Origin of the sequence: Niallia sp. Man26, assembly GCF_022049065.2 — a bacterium.
GTDB lineage: Bacteria > Bacillota > Bacilli > Bacillales > Cytobacillaceae > Niallia.
The window spans coordinates 3,458,207-3,476,519 of sequence record NZ_CP095743.1; the positions used below are offsets into that span (position 1 = coordinate 3,458,207).

An 18,313-nucleotide genomic window follows, 5' to 3' on the forward strand; every position below is an offset into this window, starting at 1 on the left:
AAAATCTGCAGAAATCGCAAAAAGATCATTTCTTTATTGTTATATAGCTTTATTTTTCTTCTACCCTTGTAGCTTGCGGTCTCAAACGCTGTCTCATTATTCACACACTATTGCAAAATAAAGAATTCCTGTTCATGAAAACCCTTTCTTATTGTACTCTCCAGAAATACAATTGTATTCTTAGGAAAAATTTATTATGATAGTTAAGTTGAATCAAGAATTATAGATAACCAGCTGAAAGATGCTTTTTAATAAAACTGCAAGAAATGAGATTGGTTTTATTCCAACTTCATCATTTCGTTGCCGGAAACCTACTCCATGAGCATTATCTTATTTTGAAAATTACGGCTGCTAAATCGTGAAAGAGGGGATATAAATGTCAAACAACAACAAGCTTTCCCAAGGCTTAGAATCACGTCATATCCAAATGATTGCATTAGGCGGAACAATCGGAGTCGGACTGTTCCTAGGCTCTTCCAGTACAATCGGCTGGACAGGCCCATCCGTTTTGCTTGCATACGCAATTGCTGGAATGTTCGTATTCTTTATCATGCGGGCAATGGGAGAAATGCTTTATCTAGAGCCTAGCACAGGTTCCTTCGCCACATTCGGCCATAAATACATCCACCCGCTTGCAGGCTATATGACTGCTTGGAGCAACTGGTTCCAGTGGGTAATCGTCGGCATGTCAGAAATCATTGCTGTCGGAGAATATATGAACTACTGGTTCCCTGATTTACCGCCATGGATTCCAGGATTAATCGCCATGGCAATACTAGGTGCTGCTAATTTAGTTTCAGTAAAATCCTTCGGAGAATTTGAATTTTGGTTTGCCATGATTAAGATTGTCACAATCGTGCTCTTAATTGTAGCAGGCTTAGGCATTATCTTCTTCGGATTTGGAAACGGCGGACAAGCTGTCGGCTTATCAAATCTGTGGGCACACGGCGGCTTCTTCTCAGGCGGCTTCACAGGATTCTTCTTTGCCCTTTCTCTTGTTATCGGGGCTTATCAAGGCGTTGAATTGATTGGGATCACTGCTGGAGAAGCAAAAGATCCAAAGAAAACACTAACAAAGTCAATCAACAGCATTATCTGGCGCATTCTTATTTTCTATATTGGCGCGATTTTCGTTATTGTTACAGTGTATCCATGGGATCAGCTCAGCTCTGTCGGCAGCCCGTTTGTAGCAACATTTGCTAAAGTCGGTATCACAGCTGCTGCTGGTATTATTAACTTTGTTGTTATCACTGCTGCCATGTCAGGCTGCAACAGCGGTATTTACAGTGCAGGACGCATGCTTTATACATTAGCAATGAACAAGCAAGCACCAGCCTTTTTTGGAAAACTAACTTCAAATGGCGTACCATTATTCAGCACAATCGGCGTCATGGTCGGATTATTAGTTGGTGTTATCTTAAGCTATATCGCACCAAAGGGCATCTTTGTTTACGTTTATAGTGCAAGTGTCTTGCCAGGAATGGTGCCATGGTTTGTCATCTTAATCAGCCAAATTCGTTTCAGAAAAGCGAAAGCAGCCGAAATGGGCAGCCATCCATTTAAAATGCCATTTGCACCTGTAACAAATTATGCAACTATCGTATTTCTATTAATCGTCCTTGTCGGCATGGCCTTCAATAAAGACACACAAGTCTCTCTTGTTGTCGGAATCATCTTCCTTCTCTTAGTTGTCATCAGCTTCTTCGCTTTTGGCATCGGCAAGGAACGCCCAGACAAAAAGGACACTACTACAACAGCAAACCGTTAAATATAGAAAACAGCACTCCTAACATTAAGGAGTGCTGTTTTTTATTTAGCTGATTTTTTTTGACCTATACAACAGGCAAGAGTTAGGAAAATGTATGGGTATGTTAATAGAATCAGCTCTAAAAATCCATATTCTCTAAAAATATGACCTTCTCTTGGGTCTGTATCATAATAATAACCTTTACCCACCATATAGATGCCGACGAGCAAATAAGTGACAAATGATATAGTAAGCAAAACATATCCTAGTATATGGAATTTTATATTTAGAACACAATATAATAATATGCCAAAAAAGATTAATCCTAACAATAGTAACAATACACATACATATAATGGCTCATATAAATAATCACTCTCACTTCCAGGGAAGTTCATCATCCTCCCTCCTTTCTCTTATTTAATACGAGCTCGCATTTAATAAAAGGGATTCGCACTTGAATATACGATTCCCCTTTTTGCTTTCACTGCTTTTTCTTTTTACCTATACTACAGGCCAGTGTTAGGAAAATGTATGGGTATGTTAATAGAATCAGCTCTAAAAATCCATAATTATTAAAAATATGACCTTCTCTCGGGTCTGTATCATAGTAATAACCTTTACCCACCATGTATATGCCAACCAATAAATAGGTAATTATAGACAGTCCAAGAAAAACAAACCCTATCATATTAAATTTCAAGTTCAGTAAACAATATAATAATATGAAAAAAAATAGTAACCCAGCAGAAAATAACAAAAGTACTACTATCATTGGTTCATAAACAGTAGCACTTAAACTATTAATTAGCCCCATTGATTTACTCCTGTTAATAATATTTTTTCGGATTACATGCATCTAAATATGTGTTAAGTAGAGACTTATCAGGTCTCCAAGGTTCTAAGTTCCATGATGTTTTCCAAACAGTACCTGGATTTATCGCATGACATATAAATTGATCTTTCATCCTACCATGTTTTGAGCTCGCTATACTTTTCTTGAAATTTGCATCTGCGGTAACCTCAGACCACATGTCCTTTGCAATAACAGTTGATGCAAATGTCCCTGTTAATGGTGAGCCTAAAACATAGCTTGAAGTTACGAATAATTTTGCACACGTTCTTGTATAAACAGAGAATTTACCACTGCTACTATTTCCAAAATACTTTGAGTCAGTATTATTTATGGTATCTGAACAGAACAAAGGATCAGCTTGGAGAGGGTAACTATCGCCTGTATATTCTACTGTTTGATAGATTGCATTATCCTTGAGAGTATACTGACTTTCTATAAAATCACCTTCATTATCAACAGCCCAAGGCTTCCCAATACTGAATATTATTTCTCCCTTATCATCTTTAACATAATATAATCCGTCTTCTTCAACTAAATATTGGTTTTTCTCTAACTCAATGTCAATTTTAAATTCTTTAGGTTATTCTTCAGATTCCATTGTATAAATTTGCCTAAAACCTCCATCCAATATTTGGTTTTCCACCCGATAATCTTCATCTTCATTTTCATAAACTATAGTTCCATCATCATTTTCTTTAAACTCTAACTCTTCATCATCTAAAGAAATCTCAATACTATTTCCATCTTCATCTGTAAATTCTATACTACTTTTATCAAAATCTATCTCTGCACTGTATTCTTCTTCCTCCGATATGATACTATCCCTATTTTCTTTATAGTCACTTGTTTCAACATCTTCGATTAAATCGAATGGTAACTCCTCCATATTGGCTGCAAATTCTTCAGGAGATTTGATATTAGAATTATCCTTCGTCTCTGCTCTTGTAATTGGCAGATTAAACATACCTACAAACAGAACGGTAATTACAATTAGACTAAATATTTTTTTAAACATAAGAAATTCCCCCTCAATATTTGTAATACTTAAAGTGAAACATCTTGCTTCATGGATTTTTTTATTTTTCATCTGCCCTCCTCTCTTCTTTTTTGGGTTTCTTTATTGAAGCATCCGTTTCCTTTGAGTTCACAAAATGATCATGGAAGATGGGTTATTCACATTAATTAGCACATAGTAGTATTTCTCTAAAAATTGAAAGGGAAATTTTTCATTATATTTCTACCTAAGTTAGAAGGAGAATTAATACAAAGCACTCTCTATTAATTGATGGACACAACTAACATAGAGTGCTTTTTTGGATATTTGTTCAAAAGTAAGGATTAACTATCTAAGAATAAATGCTTAGACAAAAAAGATGAGCCCAATAAAACCGGACTCACCCTTCCTTGTTAACTTTTCTGCACGACAGCTTTCCTGCCCAGATTACGAAGTCTGGACAGCCGTCTTTTAATGACAAATTTCAGCGCTGCATATCGCATCTTTTTATAAATACTTCTGCAGTTTTCCTTTGTCCAATTTAACATCACAAAATAATCATTTGCGTTTTTAGCGGAATATTTTAAGAAGTACATAACTGTAACGTACACACTGTTTCCAAACCAGTCCTCTACTTCTTTGGCATTGTAGTTGAAGTCATTAACAGCCATATTTTTGATTGTCTTTTTTTCGTTTAAATTTTCAATGATAAAGTCACTCTTTAAGTTAAAGGTGATATTATTGCCGTGAATTCGATACACACCTGCGACTGTATCAAGAAAGCCGGCATCGCCAACGAGCAGGGATCTTAAATAGATAGCAGAATCATTGACCATTTTCATGTTTACAATGTCCATCTCAATGAGCGCAGACCGCTTAAAAACAGTTGTTAATGTGGATGCTGGCTTTGGGTAGCCTTTTTTTTCAAAGTTAATAAAATAATCATATTTTTTGACGATGGTGTTTAGCTTAAGGTCTGAAAGTTTTAATTCGGATTTGTTCGTTTTATCTAAGAATACATTAGCTGCCACAAATGAAACTTCTGGATGCTGTTCATGAAAATGGACTGCTTTGCTTATATAATTCGAATCAATCAGATAATCGTCATCATCTAAAAAGAAAATATACTCGCCGTCAGCATGTGTAACAAAGGCTTTCAACCGGTTCGTGCCTGGTCCTTCATTCTTGTTATTTCTCATATAAATAACATTGGACGTACTAGTATATTTCTTCTCCATTAAAGAGCTTGTTCCGTCCTGGGAGTTATCGTCTATGATGATTAACTCAATATTTGGATAATCTTGCTTTAGAATACTATCAATTACTTGTTCTAGAAATCTTTCTCTATTATACGTAGTAATAATAACATTCACTTTCGGTCCTGATTGGTTTGGGAACGTAATTTCATCATGCAGCGAGCTTTCCTTAAAAGCCTGAAACCTCGTTATATGAGTGAATATTTGTTTAGCAGCTGCTTCATCTAGAAAAAATTGCGCTTCTAAATAGAAAAGAAACACTTCTGCAGACAGCTTTCCTTTTAACAGTGCAAGTAACACTTCGTTAAAATTCTCTATATAATCCTTTTGTTCGGCAGAGTCAGCTAGTTTTTCACTTAAAAACTTTTGAAGTTGTGCTATATCCACTATAGTGCTCATTTCTTGCTGATTGGTATGGAAAAAGTCAGTAATCACAGTGCCAGTTTGTTTTAGTTCATGCTCCAAATTCATAAACATCCTCCTCTCTTATGTAGAGATAGATTTTTTGCGCTTTTGTTGATTAATAAGTTTAACGATAATATCTCTTGTATATTTAAAAGCCTCTCTGTCGATAACAGCATTAACAGAAGCAAATATCACAATCGTTAATCCTAATAAAATAACGGCGCTAAGAATTGTAGTTATATAAGAAGTTGGATGAATGCTCATCGCTTTGGCTGCAGTTACGATGATTGAGAATATCACAATATTTGTCAGCCATCTTCTTATTGTCATCCACGCATTTCTTTCTAGTATCTTTTTGTTCGCATAAAGGACGATATCGATAGAGCGATATAATAATGCTGCGATTGTGCCAAGCAGCACACCATATATTCCTAAAAACTGAACAAGCGTGATGGAGCAGACTAGATTAATCGTACATTCCAATATCGCCCGGCTTTGTGTCTTCTTGAAATGCCCTGCAATATTTATGACATTATTAGAGGTTGCTCGCGCATTCACTAATAATTTAATGATGACAAATAAGGTCGGTATCCAAAAATCAATATAGTTTATATCCTTAATTCCGCTCGTATACAGCTCCATAAATGGCAAGATGAATATATAGGCGACCGTAAATAAGGAGAACACAAAGGACATGAAACAAACTTCGTAAGCATTAAATAGTTTTAAGAACTTATCTTTGCCTTCATGAAAGGTTTGTCCGAGTGCAAATGTGACACTGCTGTTGACGGTGCTGATGACTTTATCTAATACAGAAAACAGCATATTATAAAGCACATAGACACTTACAACCTTTAAATTCGTAAAGATAGTCAGAATAAGGACATCCGTATTGTTAAAGATTAGAGAAGATATTTGGTGAACCATCACTGATTTTTTTTGCGAAATGGCGTCAAAATCTGGTTTAACCTTTAAATCTAGCCATTGATAATTTCTATTAATATAGATTTGATAAATGATAATTTGCACAATCATTAACACAAAATGTGTCGATTGAATCGCAATAAGATTATAGCCTTTAAGGATAAATAGAATCTTTAATCCACTTATCACAATATTAATAAGTGTTGTGATTGATGTATCGACATAGCTTTTTCCTTCTGCAATTAAAAAAACTTTAAAGGTTCCTTGAAAATAGAAATTAATAGCTCCGCCCATACCCGTAACGAGAATTACAAACATAATCGTCATTTTATCGATGGATGAATCAATAAAAAGCGGATAGAAAACGGAAAGCAGGATAATACAGATAAAATAGTAAATACCCGTTTTTTTATAGTAGCTTGATGTAGCTGACAGGATAGAATTTATATTTTCCCGATTTGCACCTGCCACTTGTTTATATAATGCTTGTAAGGAGGCAGCTCCTACCCCTGCTTCTAATAGGGACATATAAATAATAATTTGCCCAACAGAAGATAATAATCCATTTACCTCAGAACCAAAGTTCACCAAAAGTAAACGCGGAATTAAAATGCCCAGTGCTATGATTAGTAACTGACTTATTAACCCTAAGGCTAAATTGATCAGACTTCTTTTGGCTTTCATATTTACTCCTTTTTATTTCCAGTCATTCAACAAGTATTTATCCAGCTGTAGAAACTGCAGGTTAGAATCCTTGATAATATGCTCCATATCCAGTTCTCGATACTCTACCTGCGCAAGTTCTGTAATATCAAGCTTGCCAATATCCTTGATTTCACTGTATTTTCCTTCAAAATTTATATCGTGTAACACATTGGTCATTTTTTTGCTGTAAATTATCGGAAACACTTTTTTCTTAAATAACAACCCAAGAATCATCGCGTGAAATCTTGTGGCATACATTATTTCGACTTTATGAAGCTCCGCCAATGCTGTATCTAAATCATTTTCATAGTTAACTACTTTGATGTTAGGCTTGTATTTATCGTCCATTACTTGCAGCAGCTCAGCGATTGCTTTTTCATCACCTTCATATTTACAAAAGGAAAATAACGTGACTTGATAATCATTGTTAATAAATGATTCACAAATTTCTTTCATCTTCTGTAAATAAGCCGCTTTAAATGGTGCTAGGTTTTCCCGGTTACTCACATCTATCAGTGAAATACCAACCCTTTTCTCCACCTGAATTCCTTGTGCTTGATAATCCAAATTAAACACAACATCTTGTGCTAAGCGGACATTGGGAAGCTCTTTAAACAACTCATATGATTGATTATCTCTAAAGCAAACATCATCATAGTTTGAGAAGATATGTTGATAGCTTTCAAAAAAGCCGCTATTTTCATATGGCCCAAAATTGCAGCCTAACAAAAAATTAGACTTATTATTTAATAGCTTCGCTTTATCCTTTTTTATCTTCATTTTCCAATTCTCTTTTTCGATAAAAAGAGAGCCGCCAATATATACATGTGCGTCCATCGTTAAACCAAGCATCGTTCTAATAAAGGATTTGCTGAATAGTTTATTAGGAATCTTATCAATCACCTTATAAAGGATATTCGGATAAATCACATGTAAGTTTTTTATTCCTGTGAAAGCACTAAGCTTCTCTTTATTTTCATAAATATAGAATTGTGTTTGAGGGTATCTCTCACATAAAACTTTAACGAATAAATCATCTCCTAAGTTGTTGTTTAAATATGCTGATATTAAAACCCTTTTCAAAGAAACACCTCGTTTATCCATACAGTTAAGTTAGTTAGCTTTTTTACACAATCTTCTTTTTAAGCTGTTTCGGGTACTTTAATAAAACATCGCCTAGGAGAAACTGCCCCTTTAAGTATTGATGAATTACAATTCTTTTCATTAATTTTTTTATCCCTTTATTGTTATGCTTTACGGAAGCTTCCCATTTAGGGAAGTAGCGGTCCATTGTTGCCTTTATATTCACGGCTATATTCATTCTTACAGTCGTATCTTCTACGTACATGAGTTTAAATAATAATCCATTCAAGAGATGGTCGATAAACAAATATTCAACCTTATTTAGATTCTTATTAAGCTTCCCTTGTCTTTCTAATTCTTTATACACATTTTCAACCATATAAATCTTATCGTTCAGTTTTAAAGGATTAATTGTGTTCGTTTGAGAAGTCTCTCTAGAAACATCATAAAAATAGAGTGCTTGATCAATTTTTGCTATATTACTAGCATTCGCAACAACCACTGGGACAATCCCGAGATCTTCATACCAATAGCCCTCAGGAAAACGATAGTTCTCCCATAACTTTCTGCTAAACAGTTTATTACAAGGTCCGGCACTGCAGGTATGCAGTTCTGTGCCAAGACGAATATGCTGTTTCTGGCCTTGTTTATTCACTTTGTAATAGTCAAACACAATCAAGTCACATTGTTGGCTGTTGACTATATCCACACATGCTTGAACGGCATTATTGTCCAAATAATCATCGCTGTCCACAAACATAAAGTATTCGCCTTTTGCGATACTTATCCCTAAGTTTCTAGCGCTCGCTTGACCGCCATTTTCTTTGTTATAAATGTGGATTCTATTTTCTGTTTTGCCGATTTCCTCTACAATGCTTAAAGAGTTATCAGTCGAACCGTCATTTATCACTACTATTTCTATATGTTTATACGTTTGATTTTTGAGTGAATCCAAACATCTCGTTATATATGCTTCTACATTATAAACAGGTATGATAATACTTATTAAAGGATTAATCATGTCTTTGTTTGTCCCTCCGCTATGTTGTACATTAGGGTAGCTCCTCTTTCGTTCATTATACTAACAATTAGAAAAGCAAAGATAATAATGGAATTTAATTAGCAGAAATAACACTAATTCTTTACAGTAACTTAAAGTTTTTCCTGTTGCTTTTAATGAACTCCCTCTCTTTATCCATCAAACTATTACAACTCTTAAAATAATTCATGGTTTAAAAAAATTCACAGCGTCTATATATAAAGTACAACACTAAAGGAGGCTGTCCAAAATGGTTAAACCGAATGATTTAAAAGACAAAACAGTGGACCGTCCACTTGATGACAAGAAAGTTGAAGAACAGGTAAAGAATATTAAAGAAGACAACAACGAGTCTGATGAAAAGAAGAATAAAGAATAAAAAATAAGCCTCCAATAAATGGAGGCTTATTTTCCGTTTATCCAAAAATCTCGCCGTCGTTTTGGTCGAGGTCCATAGCAGAGTACATATAAGCTTGATTAAAGTCAGGAGTATATTCCGACAGCTTTTTAAGATGTCTGCCTATTAAGTACTTCGTCTCACTGGAGATGAAACCAAACGGCAATTCTGCTGCTCTGCCGAAATAAATCGATGACTGCTTGCCGCTGCTTAACACAACCTTCTTGCTGTTTACCAAATATGGGCGGTCCATTTGTGTTGTATAAACGGTCTCCCAATCATTGACTGTCTCAAAGGCAATTTTGGAAAGATGACCGCCGGAAACAGATAATAGAATAATATCTGGCTCCAAATAATCAACAAGCTTGTGCCAAGCTGGAACACCGCTTGATTCAAGGTTTTTCTGTTCACTTCTGCTGAGCGATTCCCATGTCTGATTCGTCGCAAGGGAGGAACAGATGTCTGTATGGATGGCCGTGTTTACCATATTGCCGTAGAAGCTGGCATCAAGACCGTTCAATAACGGCTCATAGGCTGGATCAAACCATTCTTTGTATGGCTTATCTTGGAAGTATTCATTTAGGGCAGCCAAATATTGCTGATTAAAATCATAAAAATGATCTTTTTTCATTGACTGAAAACGAAGGAAAGGGTCTGGGTCAGGGAACTCCTTCTTGGAAGGATTCAAACCGACTGTAATGATACGGATCGGGGATTCAAAATATTTTTTGATATTGCCAAAGTACAAAATTGGCATAGAAGATTTCACAACATAGGATAAATCTTTTTTTGATTCGAAGTTTTCCAAACACTCTTTTGCTAGACTGGTTAGTTTTGCAGGTTGAATAACAATAAAAATCACCCTTTCAAGAATTTTAAAAAAGTATTGCTCTACTAAATATTTCGCCCTCTATTTCAGTTTTCCCTTCAAAACGATTTAACACATCCAAACTTTTTTTAAAAGAATGATTCAAAATGCTTTAGACGCACGCCTTGAAACCTGCCATAATAGGAAAACCAGAGAAAGAGGAGCGTTCAAACTTTTTTTAGCAATCATTTACTATAAATGTAAAAAAGCAAACTCTTGGTTGTGGAAACGCCTTCTTTTTTAATGGATAATAATGCTAAAAGAAGGTTTGACATGATTAATGAAAAATTTTTTGCAAGTTCATTAGGAAAACAAATCCGCTATGCAAGAATGAAGAAGGGTTTATCCCTTGAACAGCTCGGCGAACGGACAAGCATGAGCCCCAATTTCATCGGCAGGATTGAACGCGGCACATCTATTCCAAAATCCTTTACTCTATATAAGCTATGCAAGGAATTGGGCATCAATCCTAGTTTTCTGTTCATTCAAGCAGAAAAAGAGTACAAGGAGCAAATTTAGCTTACTAACTCCTTTCCCCTCCCCTTTTATATTCTCTCTAAATCCCTGTAATTTTTACTGTATCCAAGAAACAACAGACAATACCTCTCGCAAAAAATTTTTCCCTTCTTAAGATTAACTGCATGCAAACCTCCCTTTTCACCTACTAAAAAAGGAGTGCATCGCAATGGCTAATTTCTATGATGATTATGAAATAAGCGAAAAAACCCTCGCCTTGAAACCTGCCTATAATCTGGAGTACAGCACGATTGTCCTTGAAGGAACAGAAGAATACTATGTAAAGAAAACTCCGCTTGAGCTGATCAAGCAGGCCTCCCTTTTCGGCGGGGCTGAATATGACGGACGGCGCTGTGCTGTTTCCTTTCTGACCGGCATTAAAAAGAAAATCCCCATTCCCATCAATCCGCAAAAAAACATCTACGCTTTCCCGACACAATCGCCAAGCCAAATGGACTGCCACTGGATTTTTTTCTCCCATGTTAACCTCATTTCAGGAGCATCCTCTGTCAGCAATAAAAGTACAATGATTGTTTTCCAAAATGGCAGGAAGCTGGAGGTTAAGGAATCGGCTCATATTCTCGACAAACAGATGTACAGAACCTGGATGTGTGTGAAAGCATTGAGCGGTGATTTTCCTGTCAGCACATAATCTCTTGCCAACAATAAGAAAATCGGGTATTAATGAAGAATAAAAGTTGTTACAGGAGGAAGATATGGCAGAGATTATTCGATTCATCGCCGGGATTGTCAATGAAATACATGATATTATCATGCAGGCTGCGGCCCATTTCGGCTGGCAGGCTAGTGATAAAGACTTGCATCTATGGATTATTGGCATCATTGGCATCCTCTCCTTTTTCGCGGTTCATGCCGTTTTCAAACTGCTTGCAAAATGGAGCATCACGAGCATCTCCTTCATTTATACCTTCACACTCATATTAGTACTCGTTTTTGCGATTGAAATACAACAAGGCATCACCGGCCGCGGCAATATGGAGTTTCAGGATGCAGTCGTTGGGATTTACGGATTTTTGCTGTTTTTCGGTGTTTATGTGCTGTACAGGGTTATTCGGTATGGTTTTCTGCGAATGGCACGGAAAAAGGCTAAAGCTGGGCGGACGAGAAGATCAGGGTAAAAAAAGGAAGAACCTTTTTTAGCGGTTCTTCCTTTTTCTATTTATTTGTCTTCTGTGCTGATAAGCTCATTTATTTCCAACGCACCATCTTCAAGCTTATTCACTTTATAGGAGGATTTGTACTCCTGCCTTTTTGTTGTTCCATCTTCATAAGTAATGTCATACACATCTTCTGTATCAACAACATAGCCTTCGTCTGTTTTTTCATAATCTGTCACCTCGACAGAGACAACTTCTTCTGTAATGCCCTTTTCGTAAATATACTTTACATAATCTTTCGACTCTGTGTACGCTTTGCCATTCGGATCTAAATACGGACTCACAAAGGAGAATTCCCCTGCATTCATAGCAGAAACACTAGCATAGTAATAATCTTCCATGAATGAGTTCAAAGCCTCTTCTGTTTCTTCTGGTGTATCCTCCGTAAATTCTAAATCAATATAGTTCGTGTTAATAACTTTTTGAGCAGCAGTTTTCATTACGCCGTCCTTTGTTTCATACTCTGCATGAAGACTGATAGAACCGTCTGTAGGAATTGGACCGAAATCATATACATCTGCAACCTTTTTGCCAGTACTCTTTCCATTCACAAACAGGATACTGTCATCAATATTAGAATAAATATCTACATATTCCCCTTCAAAATCAAGATAGATATCCAATACATTAGCATAAGCATCATCAAAGTCGAGCTTTTCTGTGTGTGATAAAGAGGAATAGTCGCCTTTATAACTGCCTGCAAGCTCCGTGTCACCTGGCAGTACATCCTTTATGGTCAGATCTTCGTCCACCTTCTGCTTGCTGTCTCTATATTCTACTTCTGCTCCGTCCAAATTGGCACTTACAGTTAGCTCAAATGGAATTGCCTCGATTTTGTATTGCTGGTAAAGGCCGAATTTCTTATCTCCCTTTACAAGACGCACAATTTCATTGCTGCTGTTATCTGTAACGGTCGCCCCAGCTGTGACACCTTCATAGGAAAAGGAGCTGGATATTTCGGATTGATAGTCTTCCAGATAAGCTAAGTAGCTTTTAATGTCTTCCTCTTTGAAGTCACCATCAAATTGCTCAAAGGAAATAACCTTCTTCGCCTCTTTTACATCCTTGCTTTTGACAGCTTGTTCAAATGCTTCTATTGTCTTTTCCGGTGTATATAGACTAGCAATGAACTTATGCGCACCAAACAGAATTACCACAGCCAGCACAGCTGAAAGGATGATGATTTTATTTTTTTTGGACATTGGCTCTCTCTTAGCTTCTGCTGTTTGATGATTAGCATTGCTGGAAGGAGCTTGGACCGTTTTGCCGGTTTGTGCAGCTTCAAATGGCTGTCCACATGAATTACAGAAATTCTGGCCTTCCTTTCTTTCCGTACCGCAATTTTTACAAAATTTCATTTTTCTCTTCCCCCATATTTTAATAAGAGGCCTGAAATACGACAGGCCCCCTAAGTTCTCTCTTTATGTTAAAAACCAAATGGATTCATCATATCGAGCATTTCCTCGATGTTTTCCAATGCTGCATCACCAATGATCATAAATACAATCGCAATCGCAATATAGGATAAAAGAATGCTGTAGAATGCATCCAATCCACCGTTACTCTGCTTTTTATAGCTGTAAATAATCAATGGAATCACAAAGGAGAATGCCGTTAATCCCAACAACAGGAAGAATACAAAAGAATAAGAACCAATTAAGGAAATAATTAGTGCAATCACAAAAAATGAGGCTGGAACTACTAAGAATGTACCAAATCTCGCTAGTACATCAAGAAAGCCGGCAGAAGATTTACCAAGCTTGACCGCTCCGAAGATAATTAGTACTACTAATGCAAGTATAATTAATAAAATAAATAATGGTTTAATTACAACAGCACCGAAGCTGATATCTGGCGAAAACCAGCCACTGTTATAGCTGCTAAATGCACTCTTTAATGCAAAATAACTCATAAGCGGAATCATCAAAGCAAATAAAACAATTGTAATGATTCCATTGATGAAGTTCTCTTTCCCTGTATTTGCTGCTGCTTGAACAGGATTTTTTAATGCTGTTAAAAAGTATGAAAAGTATTGCTTGGAAACAGTCTTCGTTTTCTCTATATATGCTTGACTGCTTCCTGTCTGTCCAGCAGTTGTTGAAGCCGCTGCAGCTGCTTCCTCTTTGGACAATACTGGATTTGGGTGTGTCCCGGTTTCTGTCTGCAGATTTGCTCCGCATGATTCACAGAATCTAGCATCCCTATCATTAGGATGCCCGCACTTTACACAATTCACTGTTAAGTCTCCCCTTTTTTCTATCTATATATTGAAAATAAAGAAAAAGCTGTATTCTCATACAAAATATTCAATTCCCTGAATTTCCTCACTTATTGTAATAGGTAAATCAACTTAACACCAGTAATAATATGGTAAATAAATAATCCATTATACTCATTATCCCTTTTAAAAAATACCACTCTAGTTTTTAATGCAATCCTTAACCTCCTGCTAATACAAGGTTTAAAACAATTAAAAAAATACGGATACCCTCGTAAATTTTTCTCTGAACTTTCGTTCGACAAATTTCGAGGGTATCAGCGTAACAAATGGAATCATTTACTATTTCATCCTGCTAAAACACTACCGATATAAAGCCGATATCATTAAAAAAAGAGATTCATATAAGGACATGATGTCCAGCTGAAAGCTTATCGGCCAAGGGTCTATGCCGATAAGCCGGGCTACTTTTTTCGGGAAGGATGAACACTTGTGGGGAAAATAATTTCTGGATTTTCTGCTTTTCTATTACTCTTTTCTATACCTTTAAGTACTTTTGCTCAAGAGGAGAATGTATCTTTAAAGGCAGCTAGCGTTAATACAAACTTAAACACAAGTTTGGTACCTCGGCTTGATATAAGCAAGCATCTTAACTTTGACAATGTGGAGGATTATCCGCTTATCAGGGACGGTGCTGTGGCGGGAAGCTTGACCGACAGTGTCGGCAGTACCAATACAGTTACCTATATTGGCACCTCTTCCTCTGAAACCGCAGATGAAGCGATGAATTTGCTGCTGGCTGTTCAAAATGACAGTACAAATAAGGATGCTTTTTTGGATATAGAATTTTACACAGACAATAATGGGGCCCTTGACTATATCGGCGGCATTTCAAACGATATGTCTTCCTCTTTCGGAAACATGAAGCTTGGAATAACGCTTCCAAAGTCACTTTATAAAAACAGTGCCTACATATACTTGCGTCTTGGCACCTCGAAAAGCCAGTCTGATTTATATTATTCTGATACAACTTATTTCAAGGTAGCAAACCCATTTTACACAGGAACTGCTTTAAACATAAGCAGCGGGACAAGCTATTACAGCTTAATCAGCAATGAATCTACCAATGCTTATCAAAGCGAAAATACTGGGTCATTAGAGATTAACAATGATGAATATACGTTCAACAAAAACATGGAAAAAGAAGCCTATATGCTTGATTATGTCGTTCCGTTCGAGCCAGAAGATGCGGACAAAGTAACGACTAAAAGCACCAATTCTGTAATCGCCTCCTATGATGAGGGCGACAGCAAAGCATTTTGGGTAACAAATATTGAGACAAATGAAGATTACCAGCTGACTGCAAAGCTTCTGTACAGTGGCACCTACGCAGATGTGTGGGTAAATAACAATGAAATTACGGCAGATGCGGCTGCACAGCTCGGCAAGGAATTCGATGATTCTATTCACCTTTCTGTGGCAACAAATTTCGGGAAGGAATCAGATGTTAATAATGACGGAAAGGTTAACATCCTTGCCTATGATATTAAGGATGGGTTTACTGGTAGCGGCGGCTATGTTGCTGGCTATTTCTCACCTGTTGATTTATATAATGATACAAACTCAAATAAGTCAGAGATTTTCTATATTGATACGTACCCGCTCATGTATGACGCAGGCGATATCGATGTGTCTGAGGCTTATATGACACTTGCCCATGAATTTCAGCATATGGTCAGCTTTAACCAAAATGTGTTTATCCAAGGATCTACACAGCTGGACACATGGCTTGATGAAGGGTTGGCGATGGCAGCCGAACAAATCTATTCAAAGGATATCCTGCAAAGCAGGATTGATTATTATAATTACAGCACAAGCATCACATCAGGGCAGTCCTTACTGAATTGGGATTATTACGGGGACACGTTAGCGAATTACTCCCTTTCCTACTTGTTCCTGCAATATTTGAAATACCAGGCTGGCCAAGGGGACAGCATCTTTAAGGAAATTATCGCAGACACAAACAGCAATTACAAAGCAGTCGAGAACATCATTCATAAATATATTGATCCTAAACTAACATTCGGACAATTTATGACGAATTTCCGGGCAGCACTTGTCTTGAAGAAGGATTCTGGTCCGTACGGCTTTAAAGGCGTTTCCGCTTTTGATTCCCTTAAAGAGAAGCTGTACAGCGGGACAACAACTTTGTCTTTAAAAGGCGGCGGTGCTGTTGTAAAAGGATTAAGCTCACCAGAAGACTTTTCTGTACCATCAACGAAGGGTGCCGATATTACGTATACAATGCTGACAAACAGCAGCGGCACAGATGTGCCGACAACGCCGACTGTGTATGCAATAGGTGACAGTGATACTGCTTTAAGCGGGATTGCCGACCCATACACAACCATCTTTATTACAGCAAATGGAACAACAATCGGCAGCGGCGCAGCAAGCAGCAACGGGACGTTCCAAATCACGATTCCGAAGCAAAAGGCTGGCACAAAACTAGCCGTCTATTCAATTGATACAGCTGGCAGCCGCAGTGCAGAGGCAGCTGTTACCGTGCAGGATAAAACAGCACCATCCAAGCCGAAGGTTAACACTGTCAGTGATTCTTCCACAAACGTCACTGGAACTGCTGAAGCAGGTTCGACTGTTCAAGTTCGATCAGGCTATTCAACTATTGGAAAAACAACAGCTGACAGTAAAGGTGCTTTTAAAATAGCAATTACGAAGCAAAAGGCAGGCACAAAGCTGGTTGTGAATGCAACAGACAAAGCTGGCAATAAGAGCGGTGACACATCTGTCACTGTTGTCGATAAAATAGCACCAACAAAGCCAAGTGTAAGCTCGATCAGTGATGCGACAACATATTTGACAGGCAAGACAGAAGCAAAAGCAAAAGTGTATGTAAAAAGAGACAGCACAACAATTGGCACAGCAACAGCCGACAGCAAGGGCGCCTATAAAATCAAAATAGCGAAGCAAAAGGCAGGCACGTATTTAACGGTGTATGCTGAGGATGCTGCCCATAATAAGAGTAATTCTGTTTCTATTAAAGTTGCCGACAAAACAGCACCAGGCGCACCTAGTGCTAAAACGGTCACATCGAAATCAACAAGTATTTCTGGCAGTGCAGAAAAAGGAGCTACCGTTTATGTGTACAGAGGCAGCAAATATTTAGGAAAAGCGACTGTCAGCTCAAACGGAACATACAAAGTAAAATTGCGCAAACAGAAAAAAGGCACTTCCTTGAAGCTGTATGCGAAAGATAAAGCAGGCAATAAGAGTTCTTATCGAACCATAAAAGTAAAATAATAAAAACGGCGTTTCTGAAAGTGAAAACCGCTTCAGGACGCCGTTTTTTGCTAGTTAAACAAACGTTTGATTAAAGCTAACTGCAGAAAAAAAAGAAGCTTCCATGGCTGGAGCTTCTTTTTTTCATCAGCTGTTCAGCTGCTTATCTACTAAATCAGCAACTAAAATATACCGTTTCGGAGCATCTCCGATATAGTTAAACGGATAGCAGGTTGTGACAGTTAATGTTGCTTTCGGTTTTGGAACGATAACCGTTCTATCATCCTTATCAACAATTCTGACCCGTTTCACTTTATACGTAAATTCCCCAGCAGCTGTCTTCACTGTTAGAAGATCACCTTTGCCAACTTCCCCAAGTCTTCTAAACACAGTATCTCGATGGCCGGAAAGCACCGTATTGTCCTCTTCACCAGGCATAACACTGCCTGCAAAATGACCAACGCCCTTTTCCAGCTCATCTTCATCTGTGCCATGAATGATTGGAAGAGTCGCCTCTAGCTTCGGAATAAGCAGATCCCCCATATAGTCCCCTACTGTTGGCATTTCTGCATAAAGCGGAGTCTCATCTGCTGGTTCTTCCGGCTCTTCCTCCACTGCCGGAGGAGCTTCCGTTTTCTCCTCTTCTTCCTTCGGCAAATCATCTGCTTTCACTTGCTCTGTCTTATAAAGGAAATAGCCCTTTAAAAAAGGATAAAAGTTGGAGCTGGTAAACCAGACTCCAACTATAATGACAGCAGCAGTCAATGAAAGAAGAATCCATTGCTTACGGCTATTTCCTCTTCTGTTTTTATTGGCTGCCCGCATTT

At 37.5% G+C, this 18,313-nt stretch carries 18 protein-coding genes; 6 read left to right on the forward strand and 12 right to left on the reverse strand.

Annotated elements, in window-relative coordinates; all coding sequences use genetic code 11:
• Positions 1 to 376: 376 nt before the first annotated feature.
• Complete coding sequence (locus L8T27_RS17370; protein WP_237941972.1) at positions 377 to 1,768, forward strand: amino acid permease; 1,392 nt, start codon at positions 377 to 379, stop codon at positions 1,766 to 1,768.
• 41 nt (positions 1,769 to 1,809) lie between these two features.
• Here the strand turns inward: L8T27_RS17370 and L8T27_RS17375 are convergent, their stop codons facing one another.
• The 8 genes from L8T27_RS17375 to L8T27_RS17405 all read right to left on the reverse strand — a co-directional run bounded on the left by L8T27_RS17375 (position 1,810) and on the right by L8T27_RS17405 (position 8,991).
• Entirely contained in the window at positions 1,810 to 2,148 is a 339-nt protein-coding gene (locus L8T27_RS17375) for a hypothetical protein (protein WP_237941973.1), read from the reverse strand.
• 83 nt (positions 2,149 to 2,231) lie between these two features.
• Positions 2,232 to 2,564 carry a hypothetical protein gene (locus L8T27_RS17380; protein WP_237941974.1) on the reverse strand — a complete coding sequence of 111 codons (333 nt, stop codon included), beginning with the start codon at positions 2,562 to 2,564 and terminating at the stop codon, positions 2,232 to 2,234.
• Positions 2,565 to 2,577: 13 nt separating this feature from the next.
• Complete coding sequence (locus tag L8T27_RS28935) at positions 2,578 to 2,952, reverse strand: DUF2599 domain-containing protein (protein WP_481858854.1); 375 nt, start codon at positions 2,950 to 2,952, stop codon at positions 2,578 to 2,580.
• Between the two features lie 231 nt (positions 2,953 to 3,183).
• The gene (locus L8T27_RS17385) at positions 3,184 to 3,690 is read right to left on the reverse strand and encodes a hypothetical protein (protein ID WP_237941975.1); all 507 of its coding nucleotides are present in this window, start codon (positions 3,688 to 3,690) and stop codon (positions 3,184 to 3,186) included.
• A gap of 320 nt (positions 3,691 to 4,010) precedes the next feature.
• Entirely contained in the window at positions 4,011 to 5,324 is a 1,314-nt protein-coding gene (locus L8T27_RS17390) for a glycosyltransferase family 2 protein (RefSeq protein ID WP_237941976.1), read from the reverse strand.
• Positions 5,325 to 5,339: 15 nt separating this feature from the next.
• Positions 5,340 to 6,866, reverse strand: a complete 1,527-nt coding sequence (locus L8T27_RS17395) for a polysaccharide biosynthesis protein (RefSeq protein WP_237941977.1) — start codon at positions 6,864 to 6,866, stop codon at positions 5,340 to 5,342.
• Between the two features lie 12 nt (positions 6,867 to 6,878).
• Positions 6,879 to 7,970: a polysaccharide pyruvyl transferase family protein gene (locus tag L8T27_RS17400; RefSeq protein WP_248574452.1), complete on the reverse strand. Its 1,092-nt coding sequence runs from the start codon at positions 7,968 to 7,970 to the stop codon at positions 6,879 to 6,881.
• Between the two features lie 43 nt (positions 7,971 to 8,013).
• Positions 8,014 to 8,991: a glycosyltransferase family 2 protein gene (locus L8T27_RS17405; RefSeq protein WP_237941979.1), complete on the reverse strand. Its 978-nt coding sequence runs from the start codon at positions 8,989 to 8,991 to the stop codon at positions 8,014 to 8,016.
• A gap of 268 nt (positions 8,992 to 9,259) precedes the next feature.
• On the opposite strand from L8T27_RS17405, the gene L8T27_RS28740 reads away from it, so the two are divergent.
• Positions 9,260 to 9,388 carry a hypothetical protein gene (locus L8T27_RS28740; RefSeq protein ID WP_282581406.1) on the forward strand — a complete coding sequence of 43 codons (129 nt, stop codon included), beginning with the start codon at positions 9,260 to 9,262 and terminating at the stop codon, positions 9,386 to 9,388.
• Positions 9,389 to 9,425: 37 nt separating this feature from the next.
• Here L8T27_RS28740 and L8T27_RS17410 read toward each other — a convergent pair whose 3' ends face one another.
• On the reverse strand, positions 9,426 to 10,214 hold the full coding sequence (locus L8T27_RS17410; RefSeq protein ID WP_248574453.1) for a hypothetical protein: 789 nt from the start codon (positions 10,212 to 10,214) through the stop codon (positions 9,426 to 9,428).
• Between the two features lie 333 nt (positions 10,215 to 10,547).
• On the opposite strand from L8T27_RS17410, the gene L8T27_RS17415 reads away from it, so the two are divergent.
• The 3 genes from L8T27_RS17415 to L8T27_RS17425 all read left to right on the forward strand — a co-directional run bounded on the left by L8T27_RS17415 (position 10,548) and on the right by L8T27_RS17425 (position 11,929).
• Positions 10,548 to 10,793: a helix-turn-helix domain-containing protein gene (locus tag L8T27_RS17415; protein WP_233315772.1), complete on the forward strand. Its 246-nt coding sequence runs from the start codon at positions 10,548 to 10,550 to the stop codon at positions 10,791 to 10,793.
• Positions 10,794 to 10,959: 166 nt separating this feature from the next.
• A complete protein-coding gene (locus tag L8T27_RS17420) occupies positions 10,960 to 11,442 on the forward strand; it encodes a competence protein ComK (RefSeq protein ID WP_233315773.1) in 483 nt (160 codons plus the stop codon).
• A 64-nt stretch (positions 11,443 to 11,506) separates the two neighbouring features.
• Positions 11,507 to 11,929 carry a hypothetical protein gene (locus L8T27_RS17425; RefSeq protein ID WP_233315774.1) on the forward strand — a complete coding sequence of 141 codons (423 nt, stop codon included), beginning with the start codon at positions 11,507 to 11,509 and terminating at the stop codon, positions 11,927 to 11,929.
• A 41-nt stretch (positions 11,930 to 11,970) separates the two neighbouring features.
• On the opposite strand, the gene L8T27_RS17430 is transcribed toward L8T27_RS17425, so the two are convergent.
• A complete protein-coding gene (locus L8T27_RS17430; protein ID WP_237941981.1) occupies positions 11,971 to 13,326 on the reverse strand; it encodes a zinc ribbon domain-containing protein in 1,356 nt (451 codons plus the stop codon).
• A gap of 68 nt (positions 13,327 to 13,394) precedes the next feature.
• Positions 13,395 to 14,204, reverse strand: a complete 810-nt coding sequence (locus L8T27_RS17435) for a zinc ribbon domain-containing protein (RefSeq protein ID WP_233315776.1) — start codon at positions 14,202 to 14,204, stop codon at positions 13,395 to 13,397.
• Positions 14,205 to 14,678: 474 nt separating this feature from the next.
• Between L8T27_RS17435 and L8T27_RS17440 the strand changes: the two genes are divergently transcribed.
• The gene (locus tag L8T27_RS17440) at positions 14,679 to 17,507 is read left to right on the forward strand and encodes an Ig-like domain-containing protein (protein ID WP_237941982.1); all 2,829 of its coding nucleotides are present in this window, start codon (positions 14,679 to 14,681) and stop codon (positions 17,505 to 17,507) included.
• 126 nt (positions 17,508 to 17,633) lie between these two features.
• On the opposite strand, the gene L8T27_RS17445 is transcribed toward L8T27_RS17440, so the two are convergent.
• Positions 17,634 to 18,311 carry a class D sortase gene (locus L8T27_RS17445; RefSeq protein WP_233315778.1) on the reverse strand — a complete coding sequence of 226 codons (678 nt, stop codon included), beginning with the start codon at positions 18,309 to 18,311 and terminating at the stop codon, positions 17,634 to 17,636.
• Positions 18,312 to 18,313: the final 2 nt, after the last annotated feature.